The following is a 24,587-nucleotide window of genomic DNA, read 5'->3' as shown; positions in this document are numbered from 1 at the left end:
CTTCTTCCCTCGTCTTCAGTACGGATCACTCCTCTGCCCGGTTTATGTGACAGTCCGGTGTCAGATCGGCGCAGTTGCGGCATCCAACCACAGTTGAGCGTCGTCGCCCAGCCTTGGGCGGACTTTTTCCGCAACGTCGCGGTGATATGAATTCAGCCACGCGCGCTCATCTGCCGTTAGCATATCAACTACTATCAGCCGCCGGTCAATCGGTACGTATGTAAGTGTCCGCCAGTTCAGCATCGCACGCTCGGTGTCAGCGGTGGGCAGCGTCGGGGCATCCTGCACCACAACAAGGTTCTCAATCCGAATGCCGAACGCGCCTTCGCGATAATATCCGGGCTCGTTGGACAGGATCATACCTGGCTCGAGCGGTACGTGGCTGACCTTTGACAAGCGCTGCGGCCCTTCATGGACGCTCAGATACGCACCGACGCCATGGCCGACCCCGTGATTGAAATCCTGGCCCGCTGCCCACAAGGGGGCGCGTGCGATGCATTCGATATCTCGTCCGGCCAGCCCGGCGGGCCAGCGCAGCATGGACATATCGATCATCCCTTTCAGCACGCGGGTAAAGCAGGCTTTTTCCTGATTGCCTACTTCCCCTATCGCAATGGTGCGGGTGATGTCGGTTGTGCCATCCAGATACTGCCCACCGCTATCCAAAACCAACAGTTGCCCATTTTCCAGTCGGCTGTCGGTTTCTTCGGTCACCCGGTAATGCATGATCGCGCCATTGGGCCCGGTGCCCGCAATCGTGTCGAACGAGATATCCTGTAGCGCGTTATCCCGGCGGCGGTTTTCCTCAAGCTGCGTGACTACCTGAGTTTCCGTCATTGTGCCCGGGGTCTTTGCGTCCAGCCAGCATAACGTCTCAATAACGGCCACCGCGTCGCGAAGATGCGCTTCGGCACTTCCAGCGATTTCCGCCGGATTCTTGCGAGCTTTGGGCAAGGCACAGGGATCCCCTGCATCCATCATCTTGTCGCTGAGAACGTCAGCAACTGCTTGCGGCAAAGTCCCCAAGTCGACTTGAACCTTGCCGACCAAACCCGCAACGGCTTCCAGAAACACCTGTGGGTCGTGAACCTGAACATGGTCGCCAAGATGATCGTCCAACCCCGCCAGTTTTTGTGCCGCCATGAACAGATCAACCCGACCATCGGTTTTCAGAATGGCAAACCCATGTGCCACCGGGTTGTACCCGATATCTGATCCGCGAATGTTAAGCAGCCACATGATCGAATCCGGCAAGGAAATGATCGCCGCCTCACACCCGTTCTGCTTTAAATCATCCGCCAGCCGCGCGATTTTGCTTGTAGCGGTTTCCCCGGCAAACTCAATCGGGTGTGCCTTGACCGGGTTCATCGGGGCGTCCGGCTGATCCGGCCACACCCGATCCACCAGATTGTCACACCGAACCAGCTCGATGCCGCTCGCGTTCAACTCTTTCTTCAGGCTGGAAATCTGCCCAGCTGCATGCAGCCAGGGATCAAAACCAACCTTTCCGCCGCTCGGCAGTTGTTCCTTGAGCCAGGCGCTAAGGCTTGTTTCGGGCCAGGGTACGGGCGTGAATTCTTCCGCCACTTGCGCCTTGACCTGGGTGCGGTATCGGCCGTCGATGAATACACCCGCAATTTCGGACAATGCCGCACAGAAGCCGGCCGAACCGGTAAAGCCCGTCAGCCATGCCAGCCGTTCATCGCGTGTGGCCACATACTCGCCCTGATGCGCATCTGCGCGTGGGATCAGAAAACCGTCCAACCCATCCTGCGCCATCTGGGATCGCAAAGCGGCCAGTCTGGGCGGTCCCTGTTCCGGACGTGCAGTGACTGCAAAGGACTGAAACATGTGACACCTCTCGTAAACGGGGGGCAGTCCCCTTCATCTTTTGAAAAATACTCCTGCCGGAGGCAGGGCCAGCGTCAGCTGGCCCTTTTCATCCCCATCACGCGTGCACGTGCCCGAGGATCGCTGTCGAACAATGCCGCCAGCTGTTCAGTCATCGCACCTGCCAGCTGTTCGACATCCGTGATTGTTACCGCGCGGTCGTAGTATCGGGTTACATCGTGGCCGATGCCGATGGCCAAAAGCTCGACCATCTTGCGTTTTTCGACCATCCCGATCACGTCGCGTAGGTGTTTTTCCAGATAATTGGCAGGGTTAACGCTGAGAGTTGAATCATCAACAGGCGCACCGTCCGAGATCACCATCAGGATCTTGCGCTGCTCGCGTCGCGCAAGCATCCGGCGATGCGCCCATTCCAGTGCTTCGCCATCGATGTTCTCTTTCAGCAGGCCTTCTTTCATCATCAAACCCAAGTTAGGTCGCGCTCGACGCCACGGGGCATCCGCACCTTTATAGATGATGTGGCGCAGATCGTTCAGACGCCCCGGCTGTTGCGGGCGACCGTCATTCAGCCATGCCTCACGTGCCTGGCCGCCTTTCCAAGCGCGCGTAGTAAAGCCAAGGATTTCGACCTTCACATTACAGCGCTCCAGCGTACGGGCCAGAACATCGGCACAGATCGCCGCGATCGAGATCGGGCGACCGCGCATCGAGCCCGAGTTATCCAGCAGCAGCGTCACCACTGTATCGCGGAACTCGGTGTCTTTCTCGACCTTGAAGCTTAGCGGCGTGGTCGGGTTGGCCACAACGCGCGCCAGACGACCGGCATCAAGAATGCCTTCCTCGCGGTCGAACTCCCAGCTGCGGTTCTGTTGCGCCTGCAACCGGCGCTGCAGCTTGTTCGCCAGACGGCTGACGGCACCCTTTAGCGGCTCAAGCTGCTGATCCAGATAGGCGCGCAGCCTCTCCAACTCGGCAGGCTCGGCCAGATCCTCGGCTGCGATCTCCTCGTCATAAGTGCCAAGGTAAACCTTGTAGTCCGGATCGGCCTCGGATGCAGGCGGTAGGGTAGGCGGCTCCATCGGGGCCTCGCCCTCGGGCATCTCGGCCTCATCGCCCATCTCATCCTCGGCCATCTCGTCCATCGAGACCTGGGCCTGAGATTGGTCCTGCTGCTCTTCCTGCGTTTGCTCGGGTGTCGCGTCGGCGTCCTGCTCGTCCTGATCATCCTGACCGGTGCTGTCGGGATCGGGCTGTTCTTCTGCGTCGTCCTCGGCCTGATCTTCCTGATCTTCGTCCAGTTCGTCCGGATCATCGCCCAACTGGTCGCCGTATCCCAAATCCTTGATCATCTGGCGGGCGAATTTAGCGAATTCGGCCTGATCCGAGAGGATCTCCTGCAGGTTCTCCAGTGTGCCGCCAGCTTGCTCTTCGATGAAACCGCGCCACAGGTTCATGATGTTCTCAGCCGCTGGCGGCAGGTCGCGACCGGTCGCCAAGTGACGGATCAGATAACCCGCGGCCACCGACAAGGGGGCATCTGCAGGCTGTTTGCACTGGTCGTAACCGCGGCGCAGTGCTTCGTGCCCGATCTTGACATCGATGTTTGATGCGGTGCCGGGCATATCCCGCGCGCCCATCGCCTCACACCGGGCAACTTCCATGGCCTCATAAAGATCCCGCGCCATATCACCCGGAGGGGCATAGCGATTATGGGTCGCATCGTCATGATATCGGCGCTGCAACGCCAAAGCATCTGCCGTACCGCGCGCCAGCAAAACCTCTTCGCGGGTCATCCGCCGAGAAACCTGTGGCAAACGCATCGACTCGCCCGACAAGCCAGAGGGGTCGACGGTATAGCTCACCGAAAGCTCGGGATCGTCAGCCATCACCTTGGTGGCTTCGGCCAGAGCCTTTTTGAACGGATCAGCGGGGTTGTCGTTTGGTTTGCTCATCGGGCAGGTCCGGTCTTGTTCTGTCGCGGCAACGTAGAGCTATTCCGGGGCCTTGACCATAGGGCCAACCCCCTTTTCCCATCGAACCAGCACACCGCTACAGCATGTTCTTATGCACTCAGATACCCTTGCCCCGGTCAACTAACAGTTCCAGCCGCACACAGGCCGGTTAGGAGTTACTCAGGTAGCGTAACTTCCTGGGTGTTTTTCGAGTAGAAGCCGCGACCATACCTAATAGTAATAGCGCGCGTGAATTCCGCACATGCAATTGTATGGGCGACAAGAAGCCTGCCTTCGCGAACATTGTAAGGTGTACCATCGTTAAGTTTGATTGGTGCCCAGTAGGTTTCGCCTTGGCTTCGCCAGTTTTTTTCCCAGCCGAGTGCTACTTTTTGCGCATCTGCGAGAACCAACATTCCGCCTATGGCCTCAAGAATCCAGTCGGCGGGTAGGTTGGTCTGAGTTGTGTCGCCATAGTAGTATTCGCGTGGCTTGGAGGACAAGTTGGCTAACTTCGAACCAACTAGTCCAGCTAGTGCGTTGGCATAGTTCACAGCTACACAGTGTTTGATCTTCTCGACTTCTGAAGCACCCGCCGGAAAAACGGTAGAAGGTAGTTCTGCGTGCGCCAGAGAGGGCAGCGACATTAACGCTGCACCTATCGTTAGCCTTATCACCAATTAGCCCAGACTAACACTCGCCGCGCTTTCCGGCAGTTCCTCGTCGAAGCAACGCTGATAGAACTCGGCAACCGTCTGACGCTCCAACTCATCGCATTTGTTCAGGAACGACAGGCGGAAGGCATAGCCCACATCGCGGAAAATCTCGGCGTTCTGCGCCCAGTTGATCACGGTCCGGGGGCTCATGACAGTCGACAGGTCACCGTTCATGAAGGCGGTCCGGGTCAGGTCGGCGACGGTGACCATCTGGCTGACGGTCTTGCGGCCCTTTTCGGTGTTGTAATGCGGCGCCTTGGACAGAACGATCATCGTCTCGGCATCGTGGCTGAGGTAGTTCAGCGTCGAGACCAGAGACCAACGGTCCATCTGTGCCTGGTTGATCTGCTGCGTACCGTGGTAGAGGCCGGTAGTGTCGCCCAGACCCACAGTGTTCGCAGTGGCGAACAGGCGGAAGTTCGGGTTCGGCGTGATGATCTCGTTCTGGTCCAGCAGGGTCAGTTTACCGTCATGTTCCAGAACACGCTGGATCACGAACATCACGTCTGCACGACCCGCGTCGTATTCGTCGAACACTATTGCAACGGGGTTCCGCAGAGCCCAGGGCAGGATGCCTTCGTGAAACTCGGTCACCTGTTTGCCATCACGCAGTTTGATCGCGTCCTTACCGATCAAGTCGATCCGGCTGATGTGGCTGTCGAGGTTGACACGGACGGCGGGCCAGTTCAGCCGGGCCGCGACCTGTTCAATATGGGTCGATTTGCCCGTACCGTGATAGCCTTGGATCATCACACGCCGATTGTGCGAAAAGCCTGCCAGAATGGCCAGTGTAGTTTCGGGGTCAAACTTGTAGGTCGGGTCGATCGCGGGTACGCGGTCACTGCGGTCAGCAAAGCCCTTGATCGCCATGTCGGTTTCAATACCGAACACGTCACGGACCGAAATTTCTTCGGTGGGTTTTGCGTTTACGTCGATCGATCCGTCAGCCATTCGCCTTGTCCTTATCCTTTGCCCCGCGTTGCCGGGTTTGAACTCGTGTGTGGTGCAACATATTGCGGGCAAGGGCAAGGGAAAGCCGTGCTGGTAGGTACTTAGGCGGATGTTTCTTTGAAACTGGCCTTATCGACGTTGCGTCCAATGTCTCGAGCTAATCTTTCAAATCTTGGACAGCTCGAATTTTGGGTCCAGAACGCCGCCACGCAGTCCCGTGAAGCATTAACATTGCAATAATAAGATATGATGAGTTAAATATGCATATATGATTGTGCAAAAGCGGTTCCCGATTTTGTTTTTAAGAGTGTAGGTAATAATGTCGCTAGTAATCACAGGTCCGACTTCTATCTCGATCCCCAGTGGGTCGAGCTCGGTTGCGGAGCAGTATACCACGACCAAAGCTGTGACGTGGAGCGTGACCGTAACTGGCAATGGTGGATTGGATCCTTCCGACTACACTGTTTCGATTTCACCGAGCGGAGTTCTGACCGTTGAGCTTACTGAGGGGGCAGACATTCCCCCGAACACGCAGCTCACGGTTCTAATACGCGCGACGACGGGGAACCCGGGAAATGGTAACAATGCCTCTCTCAGTGTGACAGTCGACCTTCCTGCCGGAACAGTGCCATGTTTCGTAAAGGGCACTTTGATAGAAACCGAAAAAGGCCCTTGCCCTGTCGAAGAACTGTCGGTTGGGGACAAAGTTCGCGTTTCCAGCGGTGCGCTGTTGCCTATCCTTTGGATTGGCAAAAAGACCATGAGCGCGGAAGCGTTGCAGCGAAACCCGCGATTGCGCCCTGTTTGCATCCAGAAAGGGGCAATCGGGGACCGTTTGCCTGATCGTGATCTATACGTGTCTCCACAGCATAGGATTGTTCTCGAAGGGTGGCGCGCCGAATTGCTGTTTGGAGAGCCCAGAGTTTTTGCTGCGGCAATTCATTTGGTCAATGACAAAACAATTCGACAAGTGCGGTCCGATGAGGCCGTGACGTATTTCCACGTTGCCTGTGATCGCCATGCGATACTGATTTCGCATGGTTTGCCGACAGAAAGCTTGTTTCTGGGCGACATGGCGCTTTTGTCATTCGATCGCGAAGATGTCGAGGAGTTTGGTATGCTATTCCCGGATCGTTTCAGCCCTAAACCCACTTTGGAACAAACTCGCGTGCGGTGCCTAAAGCGCCTCGAAACAGAGGCGCTTTTGCGCATGTACGGTCGTCGATAAGCCGACTACCTAAAGTTCCGGCTGTCCTTGATCTGATCCCACGCCCAGACGACCTCTTGCAACTGCTCTTCCTGGGAACGGTCGCCGCCGTTCATGTCAGGGTGCAGCACCTTGATCAGCTTTTTGTACGCTTTGCGCACCTCGGCCTTGGTCCAGCTGTCGTTGGCTTCCAGAATTTCGATCGCGCGGCGTTCCGTGGGGGGCAGGCGACGACCGCCACCACCTGACGTGCGCCCTTTGTTTTGGGTGCTGTTTGCGCCAAGTACCTGATGCGGGTCTTCGATGCCCAGACGCGCCCATGCGCGCGCTTCGGGATCGCCCATTGGCTTTGTTTCGCGCTCCCACACTTTGTCCTTGGAGCGCTGGGCGTTCAGCTCGGCCTCGGTGGTGCCGTCAAAGAAGTTCCATTTGTTGTTGTATTCGCGAACGTGCTGCTGGCAGAACCAGAAAAAGTCGTCCAGAACGTCAGGGGCCTTGGGTGCACGGAACTTGCCCGGTTCTTCGCAACCTTCGTGATCGCAGATACGCGTCGAGGTTTCAGACGCGCCCGACATTCCGCGACGCCCGCGCGGGTTCTTTTTCTTCGAAGTGGATACGGACATATCAAATCCGAAGGGGTCTGACTTCACCATGTGCTCATCCTTAAGAACGCATCTTTTCGACTCGGAGGCAGCAGTTTAGTCTAAGCAGCCGAAAGTAGAAGAGGGGGGGCGGTAAAATTTTCGCCCGTGAGCAAAAAAATGACTGTTACCGACGAGATCCGAACCTGCCTGATGGCAGCCTTTGAACCGCGTGAGCTGGAAGTCGTGGATGACAGCGAAAGCCACCGAGGACACGCCGGGTTTCAAGAGGGCGGCGAAAGTCATTTCAACGTCCGTATTCGTGCCAGCGCTTTTCAGGGTCTATCCCGCGTCGCCCGCCACCGGGCCGTACATAAGGCACTGGGTGACATCGTGCCCCGCATTCATGCGCTGGCGCTGGATATTGATACCTGAACAGGCCCTTTGGTCGGTGCCTAGGCGACCAGAGAAATGGCCCTGTTAACCGCGATTCCCTGATTCACCGCGCGATAGGTGGGAAAAGGCAGCCGGTGCGTCGCATCAATGTCTCGCTGTATCCACTCTTGCTCTTCCAGGCGATGAAGCGACGTCGAAAGTGCGCGATCGGAAATCGTGATCAGACCGGATTTGAGGGTCGAGAACCGTTGGGGCCTGTCGGTCAGTGCTAGAATAGGTGCCGTCCAACTGCGTCTGAGTAACGCGAAATCAGCGTCATCAGGCACGGCATTCACGATTCGGCTGGCGATTTCGGCCGCAGTTTCACCCGTTTGGGTCAATTGAAACTCGGGACGCAACGGATGACCGTGGCCGGGATTCCGTTCCAGAAAACCCAATTGAATCAAATGGTCAAGGCTTTGTGCAAAAGCGGTTCTGCCGGCGCTTGTCGCAGCCAGTAGCGGTGCCTGTCGTCCCGGCATGCCTTCATGCATCAACGCCAGAATGTTCAGGGACCAGGCGCGGGATGTAAGCTTGACAAGAATCATTATGTCCATAAAGTATAGTTACCTTAATTTTCGACAAAAGGATAGTTCAATGCCACTCGTTTCACTGGAAAACACGATCACGCTCGCCATGTCCGTGCAAGACAGGCATGTCAGTGCCGAATGGTATCAGGCCAAGCTGGGGTTTGAGCTGATCCACCACATTGACGAGGCCGGTTGGAGCGAGATGAAGACCAAAACTGACGGTGTGACCTTGGGCCTGGGTGAACAGGCCGAGCCTGCGCCGGGTAATACGGTGCCGGTGTTCGGGGTGTCGGATATTGCGACGGCGCGTCAGGCGCTCGAGTCCTCGGGCGTCAGGTTCGATGGGGCGACTGAAACGATCGAGGGTATGGTCAGCACCGCGACGTTCTACGACCCGGACGGCAATGCACTGATGCTGGCGCAGGATCTGAGCCAAGCGGCAAACGCTGCTGAGTAATTCAGCTGTTGGCTATGAAAACGCGGAGCAGACCGCTTAGGTCTGCTCTTTGTCCTTTTCGGACAGGTCCGTGGGCTTCAAGGTCAATGGCGGATCTTTGACCTCTTCTGAAATCGGTGCAGGGGCCTGCACTTCTTCTGGTCCGGGCACTGGCTGAGCCACGGGCGCATCATCGCTGTCCTCAACCGGCTCACGTGCTGAAGAAAACTCAACTGCAACCTCTCGCCGAAACACCAGAACATTGCGCCAGTTCACGGTGGAACTGGTCAGGCCTGCGCGTTCCTCGCTGGGCAAAAGTTCCGCACGCTGGTAATCCCAGCCATCCTGCCCCATCTGATTCAGTATCTGTTCGATCGACACTGCAAACCGCCCTTCGGCAGTTTTGACGCCCTTGGCCTTGGTGCCTTTTTGTGGGGCGGGGACAACTTTGTATTCGTAGCGCTGCATCAGATTTTCCTGGTTGCCGATCCCCAGCAATCTAACATGTTGTCGGGTTTCGAACAGTCATCATCGCCCTTTGGGCAAATTCTGTTTTGTCTGTTGCGCCCCGCGCGCGGGACCGGCAAAGTCCGCGCCAGACGCACGGACCTTGCCGTTGCAGTTTCATGAACCGAAAGGCTTACGAGCTCAGCTTTTTGCTGACCAACTCATTGACGGCCTTGGGGTTCGCCTTGCCACCGGTTGCTTTCATGACCTGACCAACAAACCAGCCTGCCAATTTCGGGTTCACCTTGGCTTTTTCGACCTGCGATGGGTTGGCCGCGATGATTTCGTCCAGCGCAGTTTCGATGGCACCGGTGTCGGTAACTTGTTTCATGCCGCGTTCTTCAACGATCTGCGCCGGGTCGCCGCCTTCGGTGTAGACAATCTCGAACAGATCCTTAGCGATCTTGCCAGAAATGGCGTCTGAGGCGATCAGGTCGATGATCCCACCCAGCTGCGCAGGCGAGACCGGCGAGGCGGTGATGTCGTGGTCTTCTTTCTTCAGGCGGCCAAACAGTTCGTTGATGACCCAGTTCGCCGCCAGTTTACCGTTGCGGCCTTTGGCGACCTCTTCGAAATAGGCAGCCGACTCTACTTCGGCCGTCAGAACCGACGCATCGTAATCCGTCAGACCGAAGGTGCCAATAAAACGCGCCTTTTTGGCATCCGGTAGTTCCGGAAGCCTGGCTGCGATGTCATCAACCCACGCCTGTTCAATTTCCAGGGGCAGCAGGTCAGGGTCGGGGAAATAGCGGTAATCATGCGCTTCTTCCTTTGACCGCATCGAGCGTGTCTCACCCTTGTCCGGATCATACAGGCGGGTTTCCTGATCGACAGTACCGCCACCTTCGACGATGGCAATCTGACGCCGGGCCTCGACCTCGATCGCTTGCTGGATAAAGCGCATCGAGTTCATGTTCTTGATCTCGCAACGCGTACCCAGATGCGAGAAGTCCTGCGTTTCCTGATACTTTTCATAGGCACCGGGCAAGCAGATCGAAACATTGACGTCCGCCCGCAAGTTGCCGTTTTGCATGTTGCCATCGCAGGTACCCAGATAACGAAGAATCTGGCGCATCTTGGCGATGTAGGCCGCTGCTTCTTCGGGGCCGCGAATATCGGGGCGGCTGACGATCTCCATCAGGCAAACACCGGTCCGGTTCAGGTCGACAAAGGACATATGCGGGTCCATGTCATGGATCGATTTGCCTGCGTCCTGTTCCATGTGGATGCGTTCAATTCGCACCATGCGCGCGGTGCCGTCGCCCATTTCCACCAGCACTTCACCTTCGCCCACGATGGGCTGGTACAGCTGAGAAATCTGGTAACCCTGCGGCAGGTCCGGATAAAAATAATTCTTGCGGTCAAAGGCCGATACCAGGTTGATATCCGCCTTCAGGCCCAGACCGGTTCGTACCGCCTGTTCAACGCAGTATTCGTTGATCACCGGCAGCATTCCCGGCATCGCCGCGTCCACGAATGCCACGTTCGAATTTGGCTCGGCCCCGAATTGAGTCGATGCTCCCGAGAACAGCTTGGCATTGGACGAGACCTGCGCATGCACCTCCATCCCGATGACCAGTTCCCAATCGTGCTTGGCCCCGGCAATGGTTTTGGGTTTGGGCATTTCGTATGTCAGGTCGAGCATGGCGCGCCTCATTTCCGCAGAAGTCTAAGCCTGCGTATTAGGCCCGGCACGGCCTAGGGGCAAGGGGGAATCAGTGCCCGGACAGGCGCAAACCCGTCGGAGTAAACGTCACATCCAATCCGCTGCGCAGCTCATCGCGGAACAGATCGCCAATTGCACGCAGGGCATCGCGCTGCCCGCGGGCCGCGAACCGTTCGGGTGAATTGATCCGAACACTGTTGTTGAACCCATTTGCTGCATGGGCCCAAATCAACGGGTGCAGTTCTGTCAGGTGATCGCGGATCAGCCAGTTTGCAGCCTGGTGTATCTGGCTGCGCACCAGATCAGCCTTGTCGCACTGGCCAGCACCGTTCTGGATCGTGATGGCGCAGTAGGCAGACAACATGTTGACGGTTTGCTGGTCAGGACGCCGACGGAGAATATCGTGCATGCCTTCCAGGAAGAAATCGACATCCAGACGCGCGCAGGCCTCTTCGTCCAGGGCAATTGCGTCGAACTGAACCCAAGTATAGCCTCCGGCCCCCCAGATGTCCCGGGTCTGAGCCGCCATACGCAGCGCCTGGACCTCGAGCTCGCCATAGCTTCCGAACCAGCGCGGCAGTAGGTGCGTCCCCATCGCGCGCATGTGCCGATGATTCAACGGGTCGAGCTTAATCAACCGCTCGTATTCATCCGCCACCCGTGTGTTGGCTCTACGCTGACCTGCCAAAATTGCGCAGCCAGCCGAGGCGACAATGGGGCTGTCCGCTGCGGCCTCGCGACAATTGGGAAGGATTGCAGCTGCCCGATCGAAATGGGCGGCGCAGCGGGATTGGTGCAGCGAGGGCAGGGTTGCTTCGTTCGTCGTACCGCGCCATGCCCATGCCATATCAATGTGGGCCAAAGCGACAACCAAGGCGATCATCGGGTAACCCGAATGCGCGCGCATCTCGTCTTCCAATTCGGAAATGCCGCTCAGGACGTCAAACTCTGATAGCGCTTTGGCATCGGACAGCGCATGTTCTGCCGCCAGAACCACATCGGCCCGCGCCCCAAACGCCAGCAATTCCGCGACAGGCATGCCGTCGGGTGCAGTTTCCCGTGCGTCGTCTGCTTTGTGCATCAGGTCGGACAATTCTGCCCAGCGATCCTGCCTGGCGAGGAAACGGCCTTTTTCTATCGAGCTGCGCCCAATCTCATCCTGGGCCTGAACATCAGCCAATGGGATGTTCAGTTGCCCTTGGTCCGGTAACACGGGCGAAACAGCCGGGTCAGCGAAATACGCGCCGGATGCAGCGGGATGAGCAATAGAAAATCGGGAACGGGACGAACGGTCCCTAAAAAACCAGAACATGGCGGCACTCAAAACAAACAAACCAGAAACTTGAGGGTAAGAGCTTTGCCGTAATCGGTGTCAAATTCAAGGTCTTTGAAGGGGACCGGTTAGCATTTGCCTCTAATCTTTCAAAAATGAACCTATTGTTTCAAAATGTGACGAAGTGATGACGTTCAATTCGAAAACCAGCCTGTTGCAGGGCCTGTTCGAAGTCCCTGTGGTGCGGAGACGACTCATCAGGTAGCCGAATCCGCTTGCCGGATGTCAGAACCAGAGAAACGCGCACCGAGAAATCCCAACGCGTGTCAAAGCGAACATAATCAATGTCCGAACGATCAATTTCGGCCTCACGGGTGCCGGTAAACCAGCGCAGTTTGTTTTGATCAAGAACCAGCCCTGCGCTGGTGTTCTGAGCAATATCCCAAATGGCCGGTAACGTAGGCAACGCCAACAGCGCCATCAGCCACCATCCCGCGTCGAACAGGATCACAAGTGCCAACAAGGCCGCGTAAACGCAGATCAGGACACCGACAGTGCGCGGTGCCCGGTTCTGACGTGTAAACGTGAATTCCGTCATGCGGTGAGAATGCGCGAAACCATTTCGGTCGTGTCGCGTGACAGGTCAGGCGTTTCTGCGATGCGGGTCAGCTGTGCGCGGATCAGGTCCTGACGGTTCGCGTCATAGCGTTTCCAGGTCTGGAAGGCCGAACACATCCGCGCCGTGGTCTGCGGATTGACAGGGTCCAGTTTGATCAGCCAGTCGGCCAGCAACGCATAACCCGCTCCATCTTCGCGGTGGAAACCGGCGTGGTTCATAGCCAGCGCCCCCATCACGGCCCGGAACCGGTTGGGGTTTTTCCAGTTGAAATCGGTGTGCTCGGTCAGGGTGCGGGCGATGTCTGCCGTGGTCGCTGGCGAGGCCATCCCGACCTGAAGGGCAAACCATTTGTCCATCACCAGACGGTCGTGCTGCCATTGTTCGTAGAACGCAGAAAGCTCGGCCTCACCCTTGCTTGCGCGCAGCAGGCAGGACAGGGCGCTCAGTTGCTGTGTCATGTTGCCAGCCGCCGCGTATTGCTCGGCTGCCATTGCCGCACCATCAAGCCGTGACGTCAGGGCCAGTGCGGCATTGCCAAGCGAACGTTTGCCGGCTTGGTCTGCATCGGGACTGTATGGTGCCTCGATCAAGGTTTCGCTGTGCAAGCGCGGTAGCAGGTCCTGAACGTGCTGGGCTGTTGCCTGCCGCAGTGTCTCTACCGCTGTCCAGATCGCCATCGGGTCAGGTGTTTCGCCCCGGTCGGACAACGCCGCCGCCAGCTCGGATTGCGAAGGCAGACCCAGCATCAGGGCGCGATACGCCGGGTCCAGATCGCCGTCGCGGAGAACGGCCAACACCCCGTCCAGGTAATCCGCACCCGGCGTTGCGTCTTCCAGGATCATGCGCAACAGCGTGTCCTGCGCCAAAGACCGTCCCGCCTGCCACCGATTGAAAGGATCGGTGTCGTGGGCCAGAAGGAAGGCGCGTTCGGCGTCAGTGTGATCGTGCTCAAGGATCACAGGGGCCGAGAAATCTCGCAGGATCGAGGCCACAGGTTTTGCCGCCAGCCCGGTAAACTGGAAGCTTTGTTCCGCCTCGGTCAGTTCCAGAATCTCGGTTGCGCGCACCTCGTCCCCGTTTTGGCCAAGCAGACCTACAGCGACGGGGATCACTTGCGGCAGCTTTTCAGATTGCCCAGGTGTTTCTTCGGTGTGCTGCGCCAATGTCATCGTATATGTGCCGTCATTCCAATCTTCGCTCACTGTCACACGCGGCGTGCCAGATTGGCTGTACCAGCGCTTGAATTGGCTCAGATCGCGGCCGGTGGTGTCCTCAAACACCTTGATCCAGTCTTCAATGGTGCAGGCCTGCCCATCGTGACGATCGAAATACAAATCCAAAGCCTTGGTGTAGGCCTCATCACCAACCAGACGTTTCAGCATGCCGATGACCTCGGCACCTTTTTCGTAGACGGTCGCGGTGTAGAAGTTGTTGATTTCCTGAAAACTCTCGGGCCGAACGGGATGCGACAAGGGCCCGTTATCTTCGGGGAACTGCCGCGCGCGCAGGTCGATGGCGTCCTCAATCCGCTTTACCGGGGCCGAGCGCAAATCTGACGTAAACTGCGCATCCCGGAAAACGGTCAGTCCTTCTTTCAGGCACAGTTGGAACCAGTCGCGGCAGGTGATCCGGTTGCCGGTCCAGTTGTGGAAATACTCATGCGCGATGATCGCCTCGATCCGTTCAAAATTTGCGTCGGTCGAGGTTTCAGGGCTGGCCAGAACAGCGGATGAGTTGAAGATATTCAACCCCTTGTTCTCCATCGCGCCCATGTTGAAATCGTCCACGGCAACGATGTTGAAAACGTCCAGATCGTATTCCCGACCATAGACGTCTTCGTCCCATTTCATGGACTTCCTCAGGGCTTCCATACCGAAATCGCATTTACCTTCATCGCCGGGACGGACCCAGAGGTTCAGCTCCACATCGCGACCCGACATGGTGGTGAACTGGCCGGGATGGGCGATCAACTCGCCCGCGACCAGCGCGAACAGGTAAGCGGGTTTGGGCCACGGGTCGGTCCATTCTGCCCAGCCTTCGCCTTTGCCCGAGGGGTTGCCGTTGGACAGCAGTACAGGAAGGTCGCCGTTGATGCGCACGGTAAAGGTGGACATTACATCGGGGCGGTCGGGGTAGAAGGTGATCTTGCGGAACCCTTCCGCCTCGCACTGGGTGCAGTACATGCCGTTCGACATATAAAGCCCTTCGAGGGCGGTGTTGTTTCCCGGGTCGATCTCGACCTCGGCCTCCCAGATAAATGGCGCGTCGGGGGCGGCAACGGTCAGGCCCTTGTCGGTAATCTCGGGGGTAATATCCGCACCGTCGATGGATGCGCGGATCAGCTTGAGGTCTTCGCCGTGCAGGAAGAACGTCTTGTCGCTGGCCTCCGGGTTCGGGTGAAATGCAATGCGAGAGGTGACGCGGGTTGCGTGGGCGGCGAGGTCGAACGTCAGGTGCACGCTGTCCACCAAATAACCAAAGGGTGTGTAGTCTTTCAGATAGATCGTCGTTGGGGCAGCGTCGCGCATCAGGGGCCTCGCGTGATTTTGTGTTTGCGCGAACGTATGGGCTGTGGCGGTTGGCTGCAAGCGGTGCGATCCGCGCGCCGGAATGTCCCGAAAATTGATTTTGGTAAGTCTTTTTGACCGCGACGCTGCGGCGCACGTTGCCTATCGGAAACTTTCGTCCTAAATGCTGACGGCATACAGTCGTGCACATTCCCGGGAGAAACAAAATGAGCAGCAGACAGGCGCGCAGCGGATTGCAGGTGGATACGGTTCTGGCCGAGTTCATCGAAGGCCAAGCCCTGCCGGGAACCGGTGTCACAGCAGATGCCTTCTGGGATGGACTGGCGCGCATGGTCGCCGAGCTTGGCCCCAAGAACCGCGCCTTTCTGGCCAAGCGGCAGGACATTCAGGGCAAGGTCGATGCATGGCATCTTGAGCGCCAAGGGCAGGACCACGATGCCGAGGCCTATCAGGCTTTCCTGCACGAGATCGGCTATCTGGTTGAGGAAGGTGCGGATTTCCAGATTGAAACCGCCAATGTCGACCCCGAGATCGCCTCGATCCCCGGACCGCAGCTTGTTGTTCCGATTACCAATGCGCGTTTTGCGCTGAACGCAGCCAATGCACGTTGGGGCAGCCTTTACGATGCGCTTTACGGAACGGACGCGATGGGTGATCTGCCCGCGGCTGGCGGCTACGACGCAGCGCGGGGCGCGCGGGTGATTGCATGGGCCAAAGGGTTCTTGGATGACGCTGTGCCGCTGGCTTTCGGGTCATGGGCTGATGTCTCAGATCTGAGCGTACAGGACGGCGCGCTGATGCCAACTCTGGCCAATCCTAAACAATTTGTTGGATACGACGGAGATCCGGGCAAACCGGATGCGGTACTGCTCTGCAACAACGGGTTGCACATTCAGATCAGGATCGACGGACACAGCGCTATCGGGGCCACTGATCCGGCGCATATTGCTGATATGCGTTTGGAATCGGCCTTGTCGACCATCATGGATTGCGAGGATTCGGTCGCTTGCGTCGATGCCACTGACAAGGTGGTGGCATACGGTAACTGGCTTGGGTTGATGAAGGGTGACCTGACCGAAGAGGTGAACAAGGGCAACACGACTTTCACCCGCAAACTTGCCAAGGACCTAAGCTTTACAACGGCATCCGGTGAGGCAGGCAGCTTGAAGGGGCGTTCGCTGATGCTGATCCGCAACGTCGGGCATTTGATGACAAACCCTGCTGTGTTGGATGAACAGGGCAATGAGATCGGCGAAGGGTTGATGGATGCGCTCTGCACGACGCTGATCGCCATGCACGATCTTAAGCGTGACGGCGGAAATTCTGTCCAAGGCTCGGTCTATGTGGTGAAACCCAAAATGCACGGCCCGAAAGAAGTGGCGTTCTCGGTCGAGATTTTTGACATGGTCGAAGACATCCTTGGCCTGCCGCGCAATACCGTGAAGCTGGGTATCATGGATGAAGAACGCCGTACGTCGGTCAACCTCAAGGAATGCATCCGCGCTGCGAAATCGCGGGTGGCCTTCATCAACACCGGTTTTCTTGACCGGACTGGGGATGAGATTCACACCTCGATCGAAGCTGGGCCAATGCTGCCTAAGGGCGACATCAAGAACACGCCGTGGATTGCGTCTTACGAAGATCGCAACGTAGATATTGGTTTGGCCTGCGGCCTGAAGGGCAAGGCGCAGATTGGTAAGGGCATGTGGGCTATGCCCGACCGGATGGGTGATATGCTGGAGCAGAAGATCGGCCACCCGAAATCCGGCGCGACATGCGCCTGGGTGCCGTCGCCGACAGCCGCGACATTGCACGCGACGCATTATCACAAGGTCGACGTGCTGGCGCGCCAGGATGAACTGGCTGCCGGTGGCGCGCGGGGGACGCTGGGGGATTTGCTGACCATTCCGTTGCTGGGCGGTCGAAACCTCAGCGAGAACGAGATCACCCGCGAGATCGAGAACAACGCGCAGGGCATTCTTGGATACGTGGTGCGCTGGGTTGATCAGGGTGTTGGCTGTTCGAAAGTGCCGGATATCAGCGATGTCGGTCTGATGGAGGATCGCGCGACCTGTCGGATTTCATCTCAGGCGCTGGCCAACTGGTTGCACCATGATGTTGTATCGGAAGGGCAGGTCATGGCTGCGATGCAAAAAATGGCCGCTGTGGTGGACCGCCAGAACGAAAATGACGCAGACTATCGCCCGTTGGCACCTGGTTTCGACGGAATTGCTTTCCAAGCGGCCTGTGATCTGGTCTTCAAGGGGCGTGTGCAACCCTCGGGCTATACCGAGCCGGTCCTGCATGCCCGCCGGTTGGAACTGAAAGCCAGCCTTTAAACCAACAGGAACGATAGGACACGATATGGGAGTTTCCCTCCGCAAAGCCCGCACCATCATCCGAAAGACCCTTGAGAAGGGGCACGAAATGGAGCTGAAACCCCTTTCTGTCGTCGTTCTTGATGCAGGCGGCTACGTGATCGCATTTGAACGCGAAGACGGCGCTTCCCCCGGTCGGTTCGCGATTGCGCATGGCAAGGCATATGGCTCGGTGATGCTTGGCCTGGCCGGCACAGCGCAGATGCAGCGGGCCGAGGCGCAGGCCTATTTCATGGCAGCTGTGAATGGCGTCTATGGCGGGCAGGTCGTGCCAGTTCCGGGTGGTGTGTTGCTGCGCGACAAAAAGGGCGCAGTGATCGGTGCGGTCGGCGTGACCGGCGATACGTCCGACAATGATGCCGCAGCGGCATTGGCCGGGATCGAAACTGCCGGCCTGATTGGCGAGATCTGAACTTGATGACTGGCGGAGAGCCTTTTGGGCTCTCCGACCCAATGCGATGTTCGTGCAAAGCCACAAAAACGGGCAATGGCCAAAGTACCAGACAAAGCGCGATCATTTTCCAACATGTGCACAGTTGAACAAGAGCTTGCGCTGACACGCAGGGCCTGTGCTATTGCGCGCTGTTCTTGCTGTCGATAGTTTTTGGAAAGCAAACATAAAACGCAGGAACGCAGCATGTCTCGACCCGTCGTCGGTATCATCGGCAACTCGTATTTGATGAATGATCAATATCCGACCCATGCCGGTGGCACGATGAACTCGGACGCGGTTGCCAATGTGTCGGACTGTCTGCCACTGCTGATCCCAGCCGATCCGCGCTATGTCTCGGTCGATGAGCTGCTTGAGGTCTGCGACGGGTTTCTGCTGACCGGCGGGCGCCCGAATGTCCACCCCGAGGAATACGGCGAGTCCGCGACTGAGGCCCATGGCGAATTTGACCGGGCGCGCGATGCGATCACATTGCCGCTGGTGCGGGCCTGTGTGGAACGCGGGCAGCCCTTCTTTGGCATCTGCCGAGGGTTCCAAGAAGTCAACGTGGCGATGGGCGGGACACTATACCCGGAAATCCGCGAGCTGCCGGGTCGGATGAACCACCGCATGCCGCCTGATGGGACCCTGGAAGAGAAATTTGCCCTGCGTCATGTCGTTGCGCTGAACGAGGGCGGAGTATTCCACCGCCTGATGGGCGCGACCGAAGTGATGACGAACACCTTGCACGGGCAGGGGATCAAATCGGTTGGGCGTCGGGTTGTGATTGATGGTCAAGCCCCCGATGGAACGCCCGAGGCGATATTCATTCAGGACGCGCCCGGATTCACGTTGTCAGTGCAATGGCACCCGGAATGGGACGCCGAAAATGATCCCGTGTCACGCCCTTTGTTCAAGGCATTCGGTGCTGCTGTACATGCATGGGCAACCGGGTCGGATAGGGCGTTGGTCCAACAATCCGCGTAAGTCCTGCGCCGATCCGAGAGAGAGGGTTCGGACCGGCGCAGCACGATCAAACCAGCAGATTGAACTGATTGATCAAAGGCAGAGTGCGGGCGCGCTCACCCGCCAGGTCAAAAAGGGCATTGCCAAGGGCCGGCATGGACGGGGGTGTCCCCGGTTCGCCAACGCCACCCATGTGGTGGTTGGTTTCCAGAATTTTCACCTGGGTCACTGGAGCATTGTGCATCCGCAGAGCGTCGTAGTCGGGGAAGTTGTACTGTTCGACCTCACCGTCCGAGAATGTGATCTCACCCATCACGGCCGCCGTCAGGCCATAGATCATGCCGCCGAACATCTGCGCCTCGACTGTGCCGGGGTCCAGGGCCAGACCCACGTCACAAGCGATCCATGCCTTAGCGATACGGATGGTGCCATCTTCGTCGACGACCTCGATCACCTGAGCGACCGGCGTGCCAAAACTATAGGTCATCGCCACACCGCGCCCGACACCGTCAGGGGTTTCTCCGGTCCAGCCGGACATCTCTTTCACGGCCTGTAGGCAGCCTGCCGATGGCGCGTGCTCGGCCTTGGCCAATTCCAATCGGAACTCCAGCGGGTCACGACCTGCGGCATGCGCCATCTCGTCCATGAATGTCTCATGGAAGAATCCATTGTGGCTGTTCCCGACTGAACGCCAGAAGCCGACGGGAATATCCAGATCGGCGATGTGCCCGCTCATGCGATAGTTGGGCACCGCGTAGGGTTGGTTAAAAAACCCTTCGACCAGCACTTTGTCAGGGCCGCCAGCCGGCAAGCCGGTATAGCGCTGAACCGCTTGTTGCGTGCAGGATTGCGCTGCGACCTTGCCGTCAATCAGAACGGCTTGACCGTCTTTGACAGCACCGCGCATACGAGCCATTGCGCCGGGGCGGTAGTAGTCGTGGCGCATGTCTTCTTCGCGGCTCCAGGTGGTCTGAACAGGAACGCCGGGCATGGCCATCGCGACCTTAGTGGCGATCTCGCCAAAGTCCAGCTCACCCCGGCGGCCAAACCCTCCACCCAAATAGGTGGTATGGATTTGAACGGCGTCTCTATCCAGGTTGGCCGTGTTGGCCGCGCGTATTTGTACAAGCGTCGGGGCCTGATTGCCGCACCACAGTTCCAGCGCCGATCCCGTGAACAGCGCTGTGGCGTTCATCGGCTCCATTGTAGAATGGGCCAGATAGGGCACCGCATATTCGGCCGTGATTTCGGTGGCGCCGTCGGGCAGAGTGTCAACGTCTCCGTCATCGCGCATGGTCGAATTGGGTGACGCGTCGAATGCATTGGCAATTTCGGTGAAAATGGCGTCGGTTTCCGGCGGGTAGGGGGCGTCGCCCCAATCTACGTCAATCGCCTCGACGGCCTGAATGGCCAGCCATGTGTTGGTGGCAATCACAGCCACGCCGTTGCCCAGATCAACCACTTTTTCAACGCCGGGCATTTGCTCAGCTTCGCTGGCGTCAAAGCCTTTCATCTCGCCGCCCAGCTTGGGATTGATCCGGACCGAGGCGAATTTCAGACCCTCGGGGCGCACATCGATCCCGAACTCAGCCGTTCCGGTGGATTTGCCGACCACATCCACACGCGGCAAGCTCCGCCCCAGCAAGCGCCAGTTGGACGGATCGCGCAGTTCGACTTCCGGCGGTTCAATCTGGCCGGCAGCCTCGGCAAGCTCAGTATAAGGAATGCGCGTCCCGTCCGGCGCGATTACAGCACCATTCTCGGTTTTCAGTTGCGCACGATCCACGCCCAGACGGTCGGCAGCGGCCTGTTTCAGCGTTTCGCGCGCGGTCGCACCCGCCTCGCGCATGCGCTCGAACCCGTCCTTCATCGAGGTCGAGCCACCGGTAACTTGCAGGCCCAGCGTTCGACCTAACACCCCCAGCGTTTCCCCCAGATTGTGCTGGAAGTCCGAGATGTCATAACCCTTGTTCGGCAATCCCTCACCAACCAGGGCCGAGTTGTAATAGGCCGCTGCCGCGGGGCCGTGCAGAACGCGGATCTGGTCTAATTCCACATCCAGTTCTTCGGCGATCAAGGCTGCCCAAGTGGTCCTGACGCCTTGCCCCATCTCGGCGCGAGGGGCGAACAGGGTGACGCCTTGCTGATCAATCAGAACAAAGGGGCTGAGCGCGGTTTCGCCCTCAGCAGGCTTCAGCGGATTGGCGGCCGGGCGGCTGACGTAATAGGCGCCGAATGCTACGCCGCCGACAATCGCGGCCGAACCGATCAGGAACGTACGACGGAGGATTTTTCCAACAGATGCCATCGTTTATGCCTCTTTCAGCTTGGATGCCGCGTCGTGAATTGCAGCGCGGATGCGGGGGTAGGTGCCACAGCGGCACAAATTGCCCTGCATGGCATCGTCGATATCGGTATCCGAAGGCGCAGGGTTCTCGGCCAGCAGCGCTGCGGCCTGCATGATCTGGCCCGACTGGCAGTAGCCGCATTGCGCCACCTGATGATCGACCCAGGCCTGCTGAATCGCGGCCATCGCGTCCGGGGTGCCAATGCCTTCAATCGTGGTCACATCGCCCCAGACATCGGACAGGGCCACTTGGCACGAACGCACAGCCTCGCCGTCAATGTGCACGGTGCACGCCCCGCAAGCGGCCACGCCGCAGCCGAATTTGGTGCCAGTCAAGCCGACCTTATCCCGTAGAACCCAAAGCAGAGGGACGTCATCGGGCAGGTCAACCTGATGTTGCGTTCCGTTGATCTTAAGGGCGGTCGCCATGGCGCACCTCTCGTAGCTGTGGCTGGTTTATGACATAATTGGTGAAAAATGTCAGTATGTCAATTGACAAAATGAACAAAAAGTGTCACGAGTTCGGGGATGGCAGATGTAACTGAAGATTCACGGCAACAGGCGATCCTGGACTCGGCGTTTCGGGCCTTTGCGACTTATGGATTCCGCAAGACCTCGATGGATGACATAGCGCAGGGCGCAGGGATGTCCCGTCCGGCAGTGTATCTGCATTTCAAAAATAAAGAGGCGATCGTCACTAAGCTGACCGAACTCTACTATGCAGCGAAAAGCGTTGCAGTGGCTGCGGCGCTGACCAAACCGGGCTCAGTTTCGGACATTTTCAAGGGCGCGGTTCACGCTCAAACCGAAGGGATGGCCACCATCCTAGCGTCCCCTCATGGGCTTGAAATGTTGGATACGACCAAATCCATGTCGTCAGAAATCATATCGCAAGGCGAGGCTAAGCTTGCGCGCCTATATGCCGAGTGGCTGAAGCGCGAAGATCAGGCCGGGCGAGTCAGGTTGCAGGTGGAGGCAGACGAGACGGCCAAAACGATAACGGCCACTCTGAAGGGGCTGAAGGCAAGCGCTATTGGCGCGGAAGAATATGAAACCCGTGTTGCCCAGTTTGCCGCTCTGATAGGAGCCGGGCTAGAAGTCAGGTAACGCGCTGACGCACCTTGAATTCTGGTGCGTCCCACAGGCGGTTCTGCATGATGTCCGCCAAGATTTCGACTGCATTTTCAACATCCTGCTCATCAATGTACAGCGGCGTGAAGCCAAACCGCATGATGTCAGGCGCGCGGAAGTCTCCGATCACACCGTGGGCAATCAGGGCCTGCATGGCGGCATAGCCGTCGGCAAATCGGAAAGACACCTGACTACCGCGCTGGGCAGGATCACGCGGGCTTGCCAGTTGCAAATCGGGGCAGGCGGCTTCGACACGTTTGATGAACAACTCGGTCAATTCAATGGATTTGGTCCGTACGTCCTGCATGTCAGCCATATCCCATATGTCCATCGCCGCGGATAAGGCGACCATCTGAAGGATCGGAGGCGTACCGACACGCATTCTTTCGATCCCGTTGCCGGCGCGATAGTCCAGATCAAAGGCAAAAGGCGACTCGTGGCCCAACCACCCGGACAATGCGGGGCGCACCTGTTCCGTCAGGCGCGGGGCGACATAGATGAATGCGGGCGCACCCGGCCCGCCGTTCAGGTATTTGTAGGTGCAACCAACCGCGAAATCTGCATTGCATGCCGCCAAATTGACGGGAATCGCGCCAGCTGAATGGGCCAGGTCCCAGACTGTCACTGTACCGTTTGCATGGGCAAGTTTTGTCAAAGCTTTCATGTCGTGGATCCGGCCCGAGCGGTAATCCACCTCGGTCAGCATCAAAACGGCTACATCCTCGGTCACATTGTCAGCTACGTCTTCCGGCGCGACGACGCGCAGTTCATATTCCGGCCCGAGTGAGCGAAGCAGGCCATCCACCATGTAGAGGTCGGAAGGAAAGTTACCGTTGTCCGAAAGCACGACCTTGCGGTCCGGGCACAATTCCAGCGCTGAAGCAACGGCCTGGTAAACCTTGATCGACAGGGTGTCACCGGTGACGATACTACCGGGTTCTGCGCCAATCAGCCGTCCGATGCGATCACCCAAACCGGTCGGCATCGCCATCCAGCCTGCCTTGTTCCAGCCGGTGATCAGCATCTGCCCCCATTCCTGAACCATCATGTCACTGACCCGGTCTCCGGCAGCGCGCGGCAGCGGTCCAAGCGAGTTTCCGTCCAGATAAACGACGCCTTGGGGAAGGTTGAACATGGCTTTTGTCGCGGCAAAGTCGGTCATCGTTTTCTCTTCATTATGCGGGCAATTGTTGATGTAAAATGGCTATCTGATCCAAAAGCGACTGTCCATCATCGAAGACCCTCTCTGCATCCATGTCCGGACCGCGTCGATTGCGCGGCTGCGACCAACTGTGATTTTGCTATTTCCGGCAAAAAGCGGTAGGTCATCGGGCAAAAGCGACACTTTGCCCTGCCCGAATACGAAAGACTGCCCGACATGCAAAAAATCGACATCCCTCCGGTGTGGTTGCTGGGCTTTGCGGTGCTGGCATGGCTGCAGGCGCGGCATATGCCGATGGGGCTGTCGCTCGACAACGGGTTTGTTGATTTGCTCAGCGGTGTTTTGATCGGTGGCGGTGTCATCATGATCGTTCTGGCCGCAGCCGAATTTCGCCGTCATCGCACCACGATTATCCCGCATGAAACGCCTACATCGCTGGTGCGGTCAGGGATCTTCAATCGTAGCCGAAACCCCATATACGTGGGCGATGTGCTCATCCTGTCCGGCCTGATCCTGCGGTTTGATGCCATAACGTCATTGGTTCTGATTCCAATATTCGTATGGCTTCTGGAACGTCGTTTCATCGTGCCAGAAGAGGACAGAATGCGCAGAACTTTTCGCGCCGAATTTGCCCGATATGAACGCCAAACCCGCCGATGGATATGAGGTGATGTGGTAATGACACAACGTAATAATGCTGCGCTTGCGAAATAATGTTGCGCAGGATACACCTTTGCTTAACAAACAATACCGACCACCCGCTCGGTCAGAGTGAAAATTAGGGGGACTGCCAGTGAAGATAGGCACACCGAGAGAGACTTATGACGGTGAGAACCGTGTTGGGATGACGCCGGAGTCGGCGTTGCAGCTTCAGAAGTTGGGCTATGAATGTCTGATTGAGAAGGGTGCGGGCGCTGCGGC

23 protein-coding genes are annotated in these 24,587 nt (G+C 57.8%); 9 read left to right on the top strand and 14 right to left on the bottom strand.

Annotation, left to right across the window (positions count from 1 at the left end):
* Window positions 1–60: 60 nt before the first annotated feature.
* From DK510_RS16930 to cobS, 4 genes are all read right to left on the bottom strand, one after another.
* Window positions 61–1,851 (bottom strand): aminopeptidase P family protein, encoded by a 1,791-nt coding sequence (locus DK510_RS16930; protein WP_109313096.1) that lies wholly within the window; start codon window positions 1,849–1,851, stop codon window positions 61–63.
* A 74-nt stretch (window positions 1,852–1,925) separates the two neighbouring features.
* Window positions 1,926–3,803: a cobaltochelatase subunit CobT gene (cobT, locus tag DK510_RS16925; RefSeq protein ID WP_109313095.1), complete on the bottom strand. Its 1,878-nt coding sequence runs from the start codon at window positions 3,801–3,803 to the stop codon at window positions 1,926–1,928.
* 176 nt (window positions 3,804–3,979) lie between these two features.
* Window positions 3,980–4,450: a hypothetical protein gene (locus DK510_RS16920; protein WP_160116556.1), complete on the bottom strand. Its 471-nt coding sequence runs from the start codon at window positions 4,448–4,450 to the stop codon at window positions 3,980–3,982.
* A gap of 33 nt (window positions 4,451–4,483) precedes the next feature.
* Window positions 4,484–5,470, bottom strand: a complete 987-nt coding sequence (gene cobS, locus DK510_RS16915; protein WP_058274350.1) for a cobaltochelatase subunit CobS — start codon at window positions 5,468–5,470, stop codon at window positions 4,484–4,486.
* Between the two features lie 319 nt (window positions 5,471–5,789).
* On the opposite strand from cobS, the gene DK510_RS16910 reads away from it, so the two are divergent.
* The gene (locus DK510_RS16910; RefSeq protein ID WP_109313093.1) at window positions 5,790–6,698 is read left to right on the top strand and encodes a Hint domain-containing protein; all 909 of its coding nucleotides are present in this window, start codon (window positions 5,790–5,792) and stop codon (window positions 6,696–6,698) included.
* Between the two features lie 5 nt (window positions 6,699–6,703).
* Here the strand turns inward: DK510_RS16910 and DK510_RS16905 are convergent, their stop codons facing one another.
* A complete protein-coding gene (locus DK510_RS16905) occupies window positions 6,704–7,330 on the bottom strand; it encodes a J domain-containing protein (RefSeq protein WP_058274352.1) in 627 nt (208 codons plus the stop codon).
* A gap of 108 nt (window positions 7,331–7,438) precedes the next feature.
* Between DK510_RS16905 and DK510_RS16900 the strand changes: the two genes are divergently transcribed.
* Complete coding sequence (locus DK510_RS16900; RefSeq protein ID WP_109313092.1) at window positions 7,439–7,693, top strand: BolA family transcriptional regulator; 255 nt, start codon at window positions 7,439–7,441, stop codon at window positions 7,691–7,693.
* A gap of 20 nt (window positions 7,694–7,713) precedes the next feature.
* Here DK510_RS16900 and DK510_RS16895 read toward each other — a convergent pair whose 3' ends face one another.
* A complete protein-coding gene (locus tag DK510_RS16895) occupies window positions 7,714–8,250 on the bottom strand; it encodes a winged helix-turn-helix transcriptional regulator (protein WP_109313091.1) in 537 nt (178 codons plus the stop codon).
* A 40-nt stretch (window positions 8,251–8,290) separates the two neighbouring features.
* Between DK510_RS16895 and DK510_RS16890 the strand changes: the two genes are divergently transcribed.
* On the top strand, window positions 8,291–8,680 hold the full coding sequence (locus DK510_RS16890; RefSeq protein WP_109313090.1) for a VOC family protein: 390 nt from the start codon (window positions 8,291–8,293) through the stop codon (window positions 8,678–8,680).
* Window positions 8,681–8,716: 36 nt separating this feature from the next.
* On the opposite strand, the gene DK510_RS16885 is transcribed toward DK510_RS16890, so the two are convergent.
* The 5 genes from DK510_RS16885 to pepN all read right to left on the bottom strand — a co-directional run bounded on the left by DK510_RS16885 (window position 8,717) and on the right by pepN (window position 15,252).
* Window positions 8,717–9,127: a DUF4177 domain-containing protein gene (locus DK510_RS16885; protein ID WP_109313089.1), complete on the bottom strand. Its 411-nt coding sequence runs from the start codon at window positions 9,125–9,127 to the stop codon at window positions 8,717–8,719.
* Window positions 9,128–9,299: 172 nt separating this feature from the next.
* Complete coding sequence (gene gatB, locus DK510_RS16880; protein ID WP_109313088.1) at window positions 9,300–10,811, bottom strand: Asp-tRNA(Asn)/Glu-tRNA(Gln) amidotransferase subunit GatB; 1,512 nt, start codon at window positions 10,809–10,811, stop codon at window positions 9,300–9,302.
* Between the two features lie 70 nt (window positions 10,812–10,881).
* The gene (locus tag DK510_RS16875) at window positions 10,882–12,144 is read right to left on the bottom strand and encodes a hypothetical protein (RefSeq protein WP_109313332.1); all 1,263 of its coding nucleotides are present in this window, start codon (window positions 12,142–12,144) and stop codon (window positions 10,882–10,884) included.
* A 130-nt stretch (window positions 12,145–12,274) separates the two neighbouring features.
* Window positions 12,275–12,703: a hypothetical protein gene (locus DK510_RS16870; RefSeq protein WP_109313087.1), complete on the bottom strand. Its 429-nt coding sequence runs from the start codon at window positions 12,701–12,703 to the stop codon at window positions 12,275–12,277.
* Complete coding sequence (gene pepN / locus DK510_RS16865) at window positions 12,700–15,252, bottom strand: aminopeptidase N (RefSeq protein ID WP_109313086.1); 2,553 nt, start codon at window positions 15,250–15,252, stop codon at window positions 12,700–12,702. Before pepN ends, DK510_RS16870 begins: the two co-directional genes overlap by 4 nt.
* Before the next feature lie 206 nt (window positions 15,253–15,458).
* Between pepN and DK510_RS16860 the strand changes: the two genes are divergently transcribed.
* The 3 genes from DK510_RS16860 (at window position 15,459) to DK510_RS16850 (ending at window position 19,047) form a co-directional block, all read left to right on the top strand.
* Entirely contained in the window at window positions 15,459–17,591 is a 2,133-nt protein-coding gene (locus DK510_RS16860; protein ID WP_109313085.1) for a malate synthase G, read from the top strand.
* A 25-nt stretch (window positions 17,592–17,616) separates the two neighbouring features.
* Complete coding sequence (locus DK510_RS16855) at window positions 17,617–18,042, top strand: heme-binding protein (RefSeq protein WP_109313084.1); 426 nt, start codon at window positions 17,617–17,619, stop codon at window positions 18,040–18,042.
* 225 nt (window positions 18,043–18,267) lie between these two features.
* On the top strand, window positions 18,268–19,047 hold the full coding sequence (locus tag DK510_RS16850) for a gamma-glutamyl-gamma-aminobutyrate hydrolase family protein (RefSeq protein ID WP_109313083.1): 780 nt from the start codon (window positions 18,268–18,270) through the stop codon (window positions 19,045–19,047).
* Between the two features lie 46 nt (window positions 19,048–19,093).
* Here DK510_RS16850 and DK510_RS16845 read toward each other — a convergent pair whose 3' ends face one another.
* Window positions 19,094–21,334 (bottom strand): xanthine dehydrogenase family protein molybdopterin-binding subunit, encoded by a 2,241-nt coding sequence (locus DK510_RS16845; protein WP_109313082.1) that lies wholly within the window; start codon window positions 21,332–21,334, stop codon window positions 19,094–19,096.
* A 3-nt stretch (window positions 21,335–21,337) separates the two neighbouring features.
* Window positions 21,338–21,802, bottom strand: a complete 465-nt coding sequence (locus tag DK510_RS16840) for a (2Fe-2S)-binding protein (protein WP_109313081.1) — start codon at window positions 21,800–21,802, stop codon at window positions 21,338–21,340.
* Between the two features lie 99 nt (window positions 21,803–21,901).
* Between DK510_RS16840 and DK510_RS16835 the strand changes: the two genes are divergently transcribed.
* Window positions 21,902–22,480, top strand: coding sequence for a TetR/AcrR family transcriptional regulator (locus DK510_RS16835; protein WP_109313080.1), 579 nt, complete (start codon window positions 21,902–21,904; stop codon window positions 22,478–22,480).
* Here the strand turns inward: DK510_RS16835 and kynU are convergent.
* Window positions 22,473–23,666, bottom strand: coding sequence for a kynureninase (kynU, locus tag DK510_RS16830; RefSeq protein WP_109313079.1), 1,194 nt, complete (start codon window positions 23,664–23,666; stop codon window positions 22,473–22,475). The two genes, DK510_RS16835 and kynU, sit on opposite strands and share 8 nt — an antisense overlap.
* Before the next feature lie 216 nt (window positions 23,667–23,882).
* On the opposite strand from kynU, the gene DK510_RS16825 reads away from it, so the two are divergent.
* Together DK510_RS16825 and DK510_RS16820 are read left to right on the top strand one after the other, a co-directional pair.
* Window positions 23,883–24,332: an isoprenylcysteine carboxylmethyltransferase family protein gene (locus tag DK510_RS16825; RefSeq protein WP_109313078.1), complete on the top strand. Its 450-nt coding sequence runs from the start codon at window positions 23,883–23,885 to the stop codon at window positions 24,330–24,332.
* Between the two features lie 127 nt (window positions 24,333–24,459).
* Window positions 24,460–24,587, top strand: a 128-nt coding sequence (locus DK510_RS16820) for a hypothetical protein (protein WP_160116555.1), incomplete at its 3' end; no start/stop codon positions are given.

The organism is Ruegeria sp. AU67 (assembly GCF_900312795.1).
In the GTDB taxonomy this organism is placed as follows: Bacteria; Pseudomonadota; Alphaproteobacteria; order Rhodobacterales; family Rhodobacteraceae; genus Ruegeria; species Ruegeria atlantica.
This window is presented reverse-complemented; position numbering and strand designations above follow the sequence as displayed.